We start from the raw sequence: 11,748 nt of genomic DNA, 5'->3' as shown, positions 1-11,748 counted from the left end.
CACCCCTCGAAAAGGTAATGGAAGCGACCCAAGACGCGGGAGTCCAAAATGCTCGCCTTCGGGCTCGATGCCCAGCGCGCATGGACGGCGGAACGGTTGCTTGGAAGCTTACGTTCAATGCCTCGACGTCAGAGCCGCATCAACATGGCCGAGTAGAAGGTGGTTGTTCAGCTGCTTATCGATCCACTCAGATCGGTTAACCACGCCGTCGGCGGGCAGCTCGTCTGCCACCTGCTGCACCAGCAGCTTCGCTAGGGCGGGCGAGCCCTTCAAGACCGTCACATCGGCAAAGGTGCTGCGCGCCAAGGTAACTGACGTGCGTCTATCCCCAACCTTGACATTGACTCGGATCGTTGCAGGATCGTTCTTGGCGCGGCCACGCGCTTGCTCTGATGCAGCCACGGTTCGCGCAACAGTTTCACGTATGACGGTCTCCAGCGCCGGCGTCAGCTCAATCTTCCCAGGCGCGGACTCTGGCGTGCCCAATATCTCGTTCACCCGAATTGAATACCCCAGTGAGACCGCTGCAATGACATTTGCGGGCGCACCAGTCGCGACGATAGCTTTGAACGCCTCGCCTATGAGGGTTTGGATGCGGGGATCGTCGTCGGTGTGGTTCACGCTGTCAGTGTACCAAGCCCCTGCCACCTGACTACCGTATGCCGGATATGCAAAGCAGTATTCTTCTGTACTTTTCGTGCTGAGTAGGCCGTTTACATACGCTGCATACCAAAAAAGTATGCAAAAGTGCCATCGGCTTTCGACCAAAAACAGCCTGAATACTGCGAATAAGAGGTGGAAATGCGGTGGGGTTTGGCTGTTTGCTTAAAAAACCGACAACAAACCCTGCCTGGGCAGCAGCAAATCTCAAAAGCTGTTCGCCACGCCTTACTGTTTGTTATAGGGTTTCAATCAACATCCCAGATGTTACGGCTACAAAATAGCCATATAAAACAATTGGTTAGCGGTGTTATTGGTGAATTTTGCATACTGTCGTTGGCAAATTTTGACCTGTTTGGTAAAAATTGCATACTGCCTGTGGCGTAGGCGATTCCTGTCGGTGGCAGTTTTGCATACTTATGGAGCACTTGAGAGGTCTATTGAAATGTCTATGGCAAGAAAATGTCACATCGTGCCATAGAGTAAACTTATCTGTGTGAAGAAACAAGACAAGCCTGCCATCGATCGACCAGATCCAGATTTTGAGACCCGTAGTCGCGCCCAGGACCAGCCGTCCCTTTTTGCGACGGAAGATCTGATCATTCCCGATGGGATCAGGAGCTACCGGAAAGCGGTCAGTGCCATTCATGTTGTGCCCGTCAACTCGTCGCACACACTTCATACATCCAAGTTGTTTGATGCGTGCATCCTGATCGCTCAACTAGACTTCAAACTGAGGCCTCGCGATCAGGTAGCCCGCATCAAGACCGAGCGAATTTCCATAACATTTGAAACCAGAATCACAGACTTGGTTCGGCTGGCCGGCATCCCCGGCAAGAACTACAAGCGAATCTACGAGGACCTTGATTTTCTGTTTGAAATGATTCTGAAGTGGAACGTACTGGACGAGGACGCGGCCGTGGCGTTCGAAATGAAGTCTCATTTTTTTACTATGCTTGGCATAGGCGTTGGACACAAACGGGGCGCTATTCGGTTTTCATTTCACCCGGATGTTATGGACATCGTGCTGGAGCCAAGTAACTGGGCCACGCTGTCCTTAAAAGCCATGGATGGGCTGGGCACGCTACCAAGTTATGCCCTGTACCAACAGACATTTCGCTACCTCGGGACAACCGCGAAATGCACAGCCAGCTTGCCGACCGAAACCTGGATAGACCTTCTGCTGGGGCCATCGCGGTACGTCAAGACAGATCCCGCGACTGGTAAAAAAACTGTCACTTCCTACGGCGACTTCAAAAGGCGTGTTTTAAACGATGCGATCACGCGCGTCAATGAAGCCAAAGCCCTCAACTACACATTGCGTCTAGACGAAAAAAGGGCTGGGAACAGAGTATCCAAACTTCAATTCTTTTTCATCCCAAAAAAGCAGGCGTCGCTTGGCTTGCCATTAACATGGCCCGAGGATGGATTGAAACTTCTGACAAATATGGGTTTCAGTGAGGCTGAAATAAACGACATGAGCCAGTCGGATTCATACGAGGTCATTGCTGAGTCGTTGACCAGGTTGAAGGCCGCGGAGGTCCGGGCGCGTGAGCGGGGCAAGCCGATAACTTCAAGGAAGGCGTACTTCAGTGGCATCTTGTCGCGCGTCTCGCAGGGCGCAACAGGCGCCGATCTGGAAATTGATCGAGTGGAGGAAGAGGTACGAATCCAAGCGGAGGCCAAAGCTGATAAGGAGCGACAGGAAAGGCAGAGGGAGGCCTTTGAAAAACATCAGTCGGATGTTTCGACGCAGCGGTTGTTTGCCATGGACGCGAATCTCCGAGATGCCTTGTTTGCAAGATTTGAAGGCACTCCTGAGGGGAAAAAAGCAAGGGTGTTCATTGACAAAGGCTGGACCCCGCGAAACACGCCGGCGGTCGCAAGTTTTAAGAATTGGCTGAAAGAGAGCAACAACGAGGTCTATCTGAGCTTGCTTCAGGAACCCGAAGACAGGTCATTCGACTCCTGGGTGGCTTGGCGCCTTGAGGCCTTGGCGAACCAAAGTCCTTAGCTGGCGAGAAACAGTGAGGCCCGCAAGGACGCAGGGACGTCCTTTTATCAATGCGGGCGCATTTAGTCAGCCCTCAAAAGGCAGGATCGGCGCATTTGACTTTTTTCAGGTCGGCAACCGGAACGAGTTTTGTACCAACCACCCGCCAAGCGGCTTTGTGTTCAGTGTAAAACTCCTTGCCATTCATCTTCGAGATGGCGACATCAGCACCTTGACACGCTGACAACATCAAATCGTATCCCTTCGGAACATCGATCTTGACAGTATCCAAAAACTCAATGGTTTTATTGTCGCTACTGGAGCGCTCTAGTGCCAGTGTCAGCTTTGAATCACCAACGTTATCGCACTTTGTCTTAATTCCTTTTCGTAATATGGTAAGGCTCAGATTGGCCGTCCGATCGCCGATGACTGCGCCGCCGCACGAGAAATAGTCATTACCGTAGTCGGTCAAATTTGAATTGGCGCCTTTGGCCAAAGCCTTGGGCGTAATCGCTTTCCCAACCAATCCGGTTAAGTCAGAATTTGCCGCAGCAGGAGGAACGGCGCTTGCCAGACTTGGGACTAGCAAAGTGGCCAGTAGCGCAAAGCTAACACGGCAGACAAGTGATTTTTTACCCATGAAATAATGACCTTTAGATGTTGTTAACCTGAACAGGCTGTTCGGTTCAGTCAACTCGACACCCACGATTGCCTCCGTAAAGGAATGTCATTTCGTGATCAAGACACGGCAATCACCTTGTACTTCACCAACAGGCGCTTGATCGGGTTGAACAGGCCCGCCGTAGCCGCGTGATGAATGCGGGCATCGAGCCAATGGATACGGCGGTTGGCAGGCGTATCGGGGCTGCGTACCAGGCGACCGACGCCTTGACGAATCAACACGACAGTCAAACCGACGATTTCAAAAATACCGTTTTTCTGGCGTGCCCGTTTCTGCCGCGCAAGGGACCGCGTAATAGCCCCGAAGGGGGCATTCAAGATGGCAAGATCGGTCAGCGCATTGGGATTGATGGGGCTGTGCAAATCGAAGCCCGTCCAGGCACCACTAACGGCCAACAGAACAGGGCGTTTGCCACCATTTGCCGCCGCAAGGAACTGATCTCGCAGGCTGGCCAGCGGAACGCCAGAGTGGTGCACCAGGACCGGATGGGACGTATTCTTCTCGATCAGTTGACCAATATCGGCAATATCCCGAAAAGCAGTGCCCAGCACCAACATGCCACCCTGCGCCACCTTGTGGGCATCCACGAGATAACGGCCCACATCCTCAACCCAACCCGCATAGAGAGCGTTAAATTCAACATGAACGGCCTCGGGCGATGAATCCTTGACCACCGGGCGCAGGAACCGTCTGCGTCCGTCAGCCGCACAGGTGTCGGCCACCACACAGGCGGTCACGAGCTTGTACTGCCACGGTGCATAGACCGGCTCCATGGTCATCATCATGTCAAACGGCACCGACAACGAGCGCCGGGCAGTCTCACACGACACCTGGGGCAGTTCTTCGTAGAGGGTGCCAGACACCAAAATAGAGCGACGGGCGACCACCAACCACAGATAATTCATTTCCCGCGCTGTGGACAAACGCCCCACCATCAGGCGCGGCCACTTGCGATCCGGACTCCAGTCGATCATGGCGCCGATTGAGCCGCCATATTGCTCCCCCGCCAACAGGGCCAGCGTCACGCTACGCGCAATTTGAGCGATGCGACGAAATCCCGCATTGCTGCCGAGTTGGTTCTTTGGCGTGCTCTTGATCTCAAGAACCCCTTTCAGGATAGCGCCGAGATCGATCAGGCAATTTTTATCATCGTCGTGCAATGACATCACCTTATCAACCGAGGCAGAACCAGAGCGCCTGAGCCGTTGCCACACATCCGTCATGGCTGCCACGGTGGCGCTGGTGATCTGTTTGGGATGACTGGCGTGCAGCCGCTCGATATCCTTGTGCAGCCGGTACATGGAGATGTTTTGCGACAGGACCAGATTGAACGAATCCTCCAGCGTATGCGCCTCGTCCACCACCAGCAGATCCAGATTGGGCAGCAAGTCAAGACCATCCTCGCACTCGCCCTGCGCATAGATATCGTTGAGTACCTGGTACAGCCGCTTTTCCCGCTCCGTCGAAGTGAGGGCTACCCACGCTGCGGTCGCCTCCTTGATGGCGGCACTGTCCTTGGTCGCACGGGCCTGTGCGGTCAGCCGGCGCAATACAAGGCTGGCCAGCATGGCGTGCGACATGACAACGATAGAACAGCGCGGCAACGAGTCCCACTGCTCCCGGTACGACACATACCCGGGGTCGTCGTCGGTATCTCTCTCCGACAAAGTGACGTCTCGCATGCGATTGAAAAGTGGCGCGACTTTGCGCAAGGCACCCACAGTCCAGGCATGCCGGATCACAGCGTCCGGGTCGCATGGACCGCTCTTGCCGATCCAGGTCGTGATCTGTTCACGCACTGTTTGATCAATATCGGGCAGGAGGTCCGTGAGCGCCTGCACGCTGACGAATTCGTTTTGACCGATCAAGGTCGCCGTTGACACGGGCTCACCCAACGCATCCTGCACCTTGCGCCACTCGCGCAGAGTCTGATCCATCAGCGCGTGCGTTGGCACCGCAATGGCCGTTTGTGCCGTCTTGAGGGATTTCAGGAAAGCATGCACGCCCGCCATATAGGCCAGCGTCTTGCCGATACCGGTGCCCGCTTCTGCGAAAAGCACACGGGGCAACTGGGCGGGGTCTTCAATCGACAGAAGTTTTTCCAGCCCAGCGTAAAAGCGCGACTGTTCGCCGCGCTGGCCCAGTTTCAGACTGGCGAGCACCCGCGCCAGAGCCGGGTGGCAGGGGGCTTGAGCCGCTACGGGAATGCCCATGACAGGTGCAGCCCACATGGCAGCGTCGGCCACAAGAAGAGCGGTAATGGTTTCCCCCACCGACATCTCATTGGGAGCGCCCAGGTCGGCCAGACGCTTTTCATCAGCGGCGTTCAGCCATATGTTGGCGTGTACAGAAATCTCCGGGATGACCCTTGCTGGCGTCGTTAGATCGTTGCGCGTCAGGATGGCCGCGAGTCGGGCCTTCCCTGACGCGGGAACGGGGTCGGCGATGTAACCATTGGTGCGAATCGAATCAGGGACCCGAAAAGTGACGCTGGGCATGTCAGTCGTCTACTTCAACAGGCAAACCAGGCGCACCCGGCGCCAGGGGGAGAACCTGGATGGGCGTGGGCCAGGTCGAAGGCGCGTCTTGATCAATATGGCGCAGAGCGCAGAGTGCCCACCACTCGCCCACACGCATGGTTTGCAGAACACCGATTGCCTTGGCCGATGCAGGCGAATGCGCGAGCGCCGCCTTGATGACATCGGGCCGGATCACGCCCATGCCTTCGTCACACAAGGTGCGTTCAAGTCTGGCGGGCAGGCCCTTAATGCCGATCACTTTCATGCATGACTCGATGCTGCGCCAAGCCCGTGCGCCATCGAGCGCGAGCTGGCGCCGGATGTGGATCAATTCATCATCAACCCGCACAATCATCACATCCTGACTCAGGCAAACAGGCGTGCGCCAGATCATGTGCTGCTGCTGGCGGGTGTTGAAAATCGCGACAAATGGCGGGGAGGGCGGGGACAACAAAAATGCCTGCACATCTTCATTGCTGGAGAGCTTGAAAACACCCTTGGTCGTTGCGTAGGACTTGCTGTAGCTCTGCAAGTAGTCCTTGGACCAAAGGGCAGCGCAATCGCCACACACAAAGTCGCCGCCTCGATGGTGGATATCGAGCTTGTTGTTGAAACCCTTGTCAAAGGTGTCTTTTGTGACCAGCTTGGCCAGATCACCCACCTGGAGTTGAGCGGCGCACATGGCGCACTGGCACGGGGCCGCAAGCGGGGTGCCCTTTTGCTCAACACCGGCAGCGCGGCGATAGAGTTGGCTCGACGATGGAATTTGCTCGAATTTGACAGTTGCAGACACGGTGTGTTCCCTTATTGTTCTTGGCTATAGCCGCTGCGATAGACGCGCCCGAAGCCCGTTACGCTGAAAAACCCGGCGTAAAACGCCCCTTCAAGGCGGTGACTGCTGCTGAAGGACACATTGAGCCGCGCCATCGTGGCCACCGGCTTGGGACCGTTCCAGATCGCCTCCTTCAAGACCATGGGGGTCCCAAAATGATCAATGACCAAGTCCAGATCGGGGAGGTCGTTCATCCACACATTGATCTGCTGTGTAAGGTCATCCTTGAGGCGGTTCTGCATTTTCTGGCAATGATCGGCGTCAAGACTGGCCTCACGCCAGCCAGCCCAATCGTCCTTTGGCCTTGCCACGACCCAGCGGGGCACGCTGTACTGCCAGCGGTGGTTGGTGAAGGCAACCGCTGGAGTCAGGTCCAGCATTTGGACCTCAAGCGTTCGCCCAGCCACATTGGCCGCCGCACGCATCACGTCCATCACCCGCTCACGCAACCGGACACTGGCCTGGGGCGAAGCGGACGTGATGCTCAGTGCCGTACTCGATTGATGCACCCTGTATTCATCAAGATCAAAGCCACTTATGCAAGCGCATGCCTTCAGTCCTTGTCGCCATTGCGAACTACCGCGCACGCCACAAGGATGGGCGAATCTCAGTAAAACCTGCTTTTCTTGACTTGTCATCATAAAAATACCTAAACTAATTATGTTTGTGTGAAGTGTAAGATATAGTCGGCACGTTTGAACTTAATAATTGGATTTATTTATGGCAACAACTCCCGCTCAACGCACAACGGTTTCAATTCGCGGCGTCATCACACTGACCGCCCACACCCACCAGACCTCACCGGACGGGAAAACGGAGGGGCTGACATCACAGGCCAAAACCTCTGTTATTTCACACGCGCCCGGTGGCAATTTCTTGATTCCGAATATTCCCTACATTTCCATGAATTCCGTGCGCGGATTGATCCGCCGCGCCGCAGGCGGCGTCTTGATGCAGGAATTGAGTCGTTCGAAACATCTGATCTCCCGTAACTTGTATCTATCAATCATGCGGGGGTCGTTCTCTCGCACCGGCATCAATGCGGGCGGCGCAAGTTACCAACAACTGATTGCGGCACAAGACAACCTCTTTGCAGGTTTGTGGGGCGGCGGTAGTTTCATGTACGAGTCCAAAGTGCGCGGCGAGCGCGATCTTTTCCCGATGCTTGAATGCACAAAAGACCTTTTCCCACAGCGCTACCAAGCGTCGTGTCTGAATGCCACGCCCAATCAGATCATTGAGAAAACGCTGATTGCTTCAAAAGATGATTTTGAGCGACTGCCCCAGTGGGATGTCATCGAGAACGTTGAGCAGGCTTACGAAGAGCACATGGCCAGCAAATTCGGCGCCAATCAAGCCAAACGAGATCAAAAGGCAACAGCAAAAGCCGACGGGGTTTTCCTCAAAGACTCTGAAAAGCTGAAAACCAACGACCTCAACACCTTCACCCAGGTCGAGGCGATCATTCCAGGCGTGCAACTGTATTTCGGCATGACGGTGCGCGATGCCACCGACGCTCAGATTGGCCTGCTGTTGGCAGCCGTCGCGTCTTGGGCCAACCGCAACGCACTTGGCGGCGGCGCGGTGCGCGGTCGTGGCTCCTTCACTGCAAGTCTGCAACTCTTTCAGGGTGGGGACGTGCAGGTTGACCAGGTGCTCGTCGGCGAAGCCCCCGGCTACACCTCGTCAACAGGCGTTGAGCCCTACATTGCGGCTATGCGGGCAGAGCTAGAGGCGGCGGCGGAGCCGGCTGCGTTGAGTGCTGTTTACCCGACAGACGTTGCAGTCAAAAAGGCACCAAAAATGAAAGCCAAAGAAGTGGCTACCAGCGAGGCGTGATATGGAGCCGCTACGCATCGAATTCAAACTGGTCGGGCCTTGGTCGCCGCCCGCGTATGGTGTGCATTTTGATGGACTCATCGCGCACGCGGTTGTACGCGATGCCCTGCGAACTGCCAGCGTGTCAGCACTGGGAGAAGAGCGCCAATACGACCACCTGATTTGTGATTTGCCATTTGAAAAATACGAATCAAAAGCCGGGTGGTGCTGGAAAGCGTCCAAGCTGCAAGTCATTGGCTTTCATGGCCAGCAGCGTCGCTACCTGACGGCCAAGACGCCGGTCAACGACATGGCCCGCGCCATCGGTGACGGCATCGTTGAAGCCAAGGGGGGATCGATCATCGATACCGTGCGCGGCATTGGCAAGAATGCGGCGCTGTACTACACGCTCGAGCACGCCGAGGAACTTCACGCGTGGTGCATCGGGGACAAAGAGGCACTTGAATCGCTGTTGCTGGAAATCGATGGCATCGGGGTTAAAACCCGACTTGGCCATGGTGCGCTGGCGCCGTTTGAAGACGGTCGGTTGTTTCGCGTGGTCGCCGACGAATCAGCCACGACGCGCTGGAAAAACCGCAATGCGCCGGACAAGCTGGAGGACACCATGTATCCGGGTATCGGCTCGACACATTCGCCCTACTGGACCAATAAAAGCTACTGCTGGATGCCATGCCAGGCTTAGGTGAGCACCTGCCGCGTGAGCTGTTGATTGCACTGCCGGACATTGAAACCGACTTGTATCGGATTCACCAACTCGTCTGGCAGCACGTGGCACGGGCCGTTGAGTCTCAGGGCAGATTCGCACGCCCTGAATTCATTTACCGCATTGATGGCGGAATGATTCGGGTTCGGGGCAACCTGCCGAAAAACAAGACATCGGTTTCGGCCTTTCGTGCGAACGCGCCAGTGCATCTTGATCTCGCGGCGGTATGGGGCTCTGAGCATGAAAACGCCGTACCAGAAGCTCACCTCGCGGACTGGTGCGCGGAAAAGATTGAATCTGCCGGCTTTAAGGTGGCAAGTCTTGCTGTGACCAATTTTCAATATAGATGTGGTGTCAAACACGCCACAGACAACCGCCAGAACATCAGAATCCCCGTAGCCAGTGTCACCACGACTGTGACTGCCGGTGACACGCTAGCGTGTGCGCTGACCTGGCGGCAAGGCATCGGGCGAGGTAAGCGTTTTGGTTTGGGTATGCTGGCCCATTGATTCTTTTAGTGCATGCTTGTGATCGGATAATCATGCATAAGTTCTTTACCACTGCAAGTCAAAGTGTAGGGTCATCGATATGAGTTTCGATATGCCCTTTCGTGTTCCTGCACCAGTTCGCATGGCGCACAAGAACAGAATTCCATATCTATTTTTGGAGAAGGGAATTCTGCGCGTCGATGGGCATTGCTTATTGTTATGCCAAGCAGAGTCTGCCATCGAAATACCTGGCTCGATGGTGTCATGTCTGATGATCGAGCCGGGCGTGAGCGTTACGCATGAAGCGATGAAGCTTTGCGGAGAAAATGGCACACTGCTGATGTGGGTAGGAGAAGGTGGAACCCGGTTTTACGCGGCTGCGCACGCACACCAAGATGCGTCAAGAGTTTTACGCCAGGCAGCAATCCACACTAACCAACGGGAGCGAATTGCTGCAGCGTCCCGGCTTTATGGGCTCATGTTTGATGACCACATGCCTCCAAGTTTTACCATCGAGAAGTTGAGGGGGCTAGAAGGATCGCGGGTGAAAGAGATTTACGTGAATCTGGCCGATAAACTTGGAATGGTCTGGCAAGGCAGAGAGGAAAAATCAGCCCTGAATACAAGCATCGGATTTGCCACCAGTTGCTTGTATGCGCTCTGCGAAGTAGCCATTCTTGCAGCGGGATACCATCCTGGCATCGGCGTAGTGCATAGCGGGAACCCGAGATCATTGGTGTTTGATTTAGCCGATACGGTGAAGTTTAAGACGGTAGTACCGCTGGCGTTTGAGATAGCAGCTACCAGTCCGTCCAACCTGAACATGGCTGTTCGGCATGGTTGTCGGGATTTGTTCTCTAGGGAAAGCATGTTTGAAACACTGCTTGGACATCTTGAAAATATCTTTGGGACGGATCATGATTGTCACGATTAGTCTGGTTGGACCCAGTACATCTGTGCGCGGCATGTTGCGGAACCTTTTCCTAGAACCTCAGGCACATCTGTTTGTAGGGTCCGTCAACACAAAGCAACTGCTCGAAGTTGTCTCCATACTAGAGAGATCAAAATGCGTCGGAATGATTGTTGCTCAGTCCAAGAAACATCCAATGGGTGTGCGACTCAAGCAACTCGGACTCAACGATAGGCGCATTATTGAGTACGACGGATTGCAGCTAATTGAAAAACCAAATTAAATCAACAACATAGATGTCAGAGTGCGCCCCGCGTTGCGCGGGGATTGAAGGAAGACACCAAAGAGTCCTGTGGCCGGGTTGAGGTGCGCCCCGCGTTGCGCGGGGATTGAAGGTAAAACCAGTCGACACACCATATAGAAACGCCGTGCGCCCCGCGTTGCGCGGGGATTGAAGGAAATCGAGCCATCCATTCTTCACAACTACTTCGTGCGCCCCGCGTTGCGCGGGGATTGAAGGCAATCTTTCCGCCTATTTGTCACGCGCCAAAGGTGCGCCCCGCGTTGCGCGGGGATTGAAGTTAATGGCAGCCAGTGGTTACCCGGTTGCAGGCGTGCGCCCCGCGTTGCGCGGGGATTGAAGGCTAGACTGGTGGCGCAACGGTTCTTGGCCACGGTGCGCCCCGCGTTGCGCGGGGTTTGAAGGAGGGCAGCACCGTCCACATGCTTCGCCATGGCGTTCGCTCCGCGTTGCGCGGGGATTGAAGGGATGCGCCACCGGTCCTGCTGAAACCACAGCGGTGCGCCCCGCGTTCCGCGGGGATTGAAGGATATGCCTCGTGATAATTCAACAGAACGCCGTGTGCGCCCCGCGTTGCGCGGGGATTGAAGGAACGTGTGGTCGATTTCGTAGACACCTGCATAGTGTGCCCCGCGTTGCGCGGGGATTGAAGGGAGTCCGATGGGCGTAAGAACACGCGAAAGCCGTGCGCCCCGCGTTGCGCGGGGATTGAAGGACATTGTGTTCGCCGATCCCAACTTTTCTTCTGTGCGCCCCGCGTTGCGCGGGGATTGAAGGTAGCTGTGCAGGAAGTCAGAGAACTGGCGAGGGTGCGCCCCGCG

The 11,748-nt window shown here is 55.4% G+C and carries 11 protein-coding genes and 1 CRISPR repeat array (1 of these 12 only partly in view); of the genes, 6 read left to right on the top strand and 5 right to left on the bottom strand.

All coding sequences use genetic code 11. The features are described 5' to 3' along the window. Positions 1–114: 114 nt before the first annotated feature. On the bottom strand, positions 115–621 hold the full coding sequence (locus tag RFER_RS22090) for a hypothetical protein (protein ID WP_166485913.1): 507 nt from the start codon (positions 619–621) through the stop codon (positions 115–117). A gap of 535 nt (positions 622–1,156) precedes the next feature. On the opposite strand from RFER_RS22090, the gene RFER_RS22085 reads away from it, so the two are divergent. Then, positions 1,157–2,674, top strand: coding sequence for a replication initiation protein (locus tag RFER_RS22085; RefSeq protein ID WP_011458697.1), 1,518 nt, complete (start codon positions 1,157–1,159; stop codon positions 2,672–2,674). A gap of 73 nt (positions 2,675–2,747) precedes the next feature. On the opposite strand, the gene RFER_RS22080 is transcribed toward RFER_RS22085, so the two are convergent. From RFER_RS22080 to RFER_RS22065, 4 genes are read right to left on the bottom strand one after another with little or no spacing between them, the layout of a single operon-like run. Continuing rightward, positions 2,748–3,359 carry a hypothetical protein gene (locus RFER_RS22080; RefSeq protein ID WP_011458698.1) on the bottom strand — a complete coding sequence of 204 codons (612 nt, stop codon included), beginning with the start codon at positions 3,357–3,359 and terminating at the stop codon, positions 2,748–2,750. Between the two features lie 32 nt (positions 3,360–3,391). Further along, positions 3,392–5,833 (bottom strand): type IV CRISPR-associated DEAD/DEAH-box helicase Csf4, encoded by a 2,442-nt coding sequence (gene csf4 / locus RFER_RS22075; protein WP_011458699.1) that lies wholly within the window; start codon positions 5,831–5,833, stop codon positions 3,392–3,394. 1 nt (position 5,834) lies between these two features. Then, positions 5,835–6,647, bottom strand: coding sequence for a type IV CRISPR-associated protein Csf1 (gene csf1, locus RFER_RS22070; RefSeq protein ID WP_166485912.1), 813 nt, complete (start codon positions 6,645–6,647; stop codon positions 5,835–5,837). An 11-nt stretch (positions 6,648–6,658) separates the two neighbouring features. Then, positions 6,659–7,195, bottom strand: a complete 537-nt coding sequence (locus RFER_RS22065) for a hypothetical protein (protein ID WP_041793353.1) — start codon at positions 7,193–7,195, stop codon at positions 6,659–6,661. 199 nt (positions 7,196–7,394) lie between these two features. Here RFER_RS22065 and csf2 point away from each other — a divergent pair, with 199 nt between their 5' ends. The 5 genes from csf2 to cas2e all read left to right on the top strand — a co-directional run bounded on the left by csf2 (position 7,395) and on the right by cas2e (position 10,909). Then, on the top strand, positions 7,395–8,525 hold the full coding sequence (gene csf2 / locus RFER_RS22060) for a type IV CRISPR-associated protein Csf2 (RefSeq protein ID WP_166485911.1): 1,131 nt from the start codon (positions 7,395–7,397) through the stop codon (positions 8,523–8,525). A 1-nt stretch (position 8,526) separates the two neighbouring features. After that, on the top strand, positions 8,527–9,207 hold the full coding sequence (gene csf3 / locus RFER_RS22055; RefSeq protein ID WP_011458703.1) for a type IV CRISPR-associated protein Csf3: 681 nt from the start codon (positions 8,527–8,529) through the stop codon (positions 9,205–9,207). A 23-nt stretch (positions 9,208–9,230) separates the two neighbouring features. Then, a complete protein-coding gene (locus RFER_RS22050; protein WP_166485910.1) occupies positions 9,231–9,737 on the top strand; it encodes a type I-E CRISPR-associated protein Cas6/Cse3/CasE in 507 nt (168 codons plus the stop codon). A 79-nt stretch (positions 9,738–9,816) separates the two neighbouring features. Further along, on the top strand, positions 9,817–10,650 hold the full coding sequence (gene cas1e / locus RFER_RS22045; RefSeq protein ID WP_011458705.1) for a type I-E CRISPR-associated endonuclease Cas1e: 834 nt from the start codon (positions 9,817–9,819) through the stop codon (positions 10,648–10,650). Then, positions 10,553–10,909 carry a type I-E CRISPR-associated endoribonuclease Cas2e gene (gene cas2e / locus RFER_RS25155; protein ID WP_084795580.1) on the top strand — a complete coding sequence of 119 codons (357 nt, stop codon included), beginning with the start codon at positions 10,553–10,555 and terminating at the stop codon, positions 10,907–10,909. Before cas1e ends, cas2e begins: the two co-directional genes overlap by 98 nt. A 21-nt stretch (positions 10,910–10,930) precedes the next feature. After that, positions 10,931–11,748: a CRISPR direct-repeat array (repeat unit 30 nt; unit sequence GTGCGCCCCGCGTTGCGCGGGGATTGAAGG) (it continues 700 nt past the right edge of the window).

Source organism: Rhodoferax ferrireducens T118, assembly GCF_000013605.1.
Lineage (GTDB): Bacteria > Pseudomonadota > Gammaproteobacteria > Burkholderiales > Burkholderiaceae_C > Rhodoferax > Rhodoferax ferrireducens.
Note: the sequence above shows the minus strand (reverse complement) of the source record. Positions and strands in the feature narration are given on the sequence as shown.

Bases quoted from the DNA above. Each gene is read 5' to 3' on its own strand.
- csf4 (WP_011458699.1), bottom strand. From the start codon at position 5,833: ATGCCCAGCGTCACTTTTCGGGTCCCTGATTCGATTCGCACCAATGGT.
- cas1e (WP_011458705.1), top strand. From the start codon at position 9,817: ATGAGTTTCGATATGCCCTTTCGTGTTCCTGCACCAGTTCGCATGGCG.
- cas2e (WP_084795580.1), top strand. From the start codon at position 10,553: ATGGTTGTCGGGATTTGTTCTCTAGGGAAAGCATGTTTGAAACACTGC.
- csf3 (WP_011458703.1), top strand. From the start codon at position 8,527: ATGGAGCCGCTACGCATCGAATTCAAACTGGTCGGGCCTTGGTCGCCG.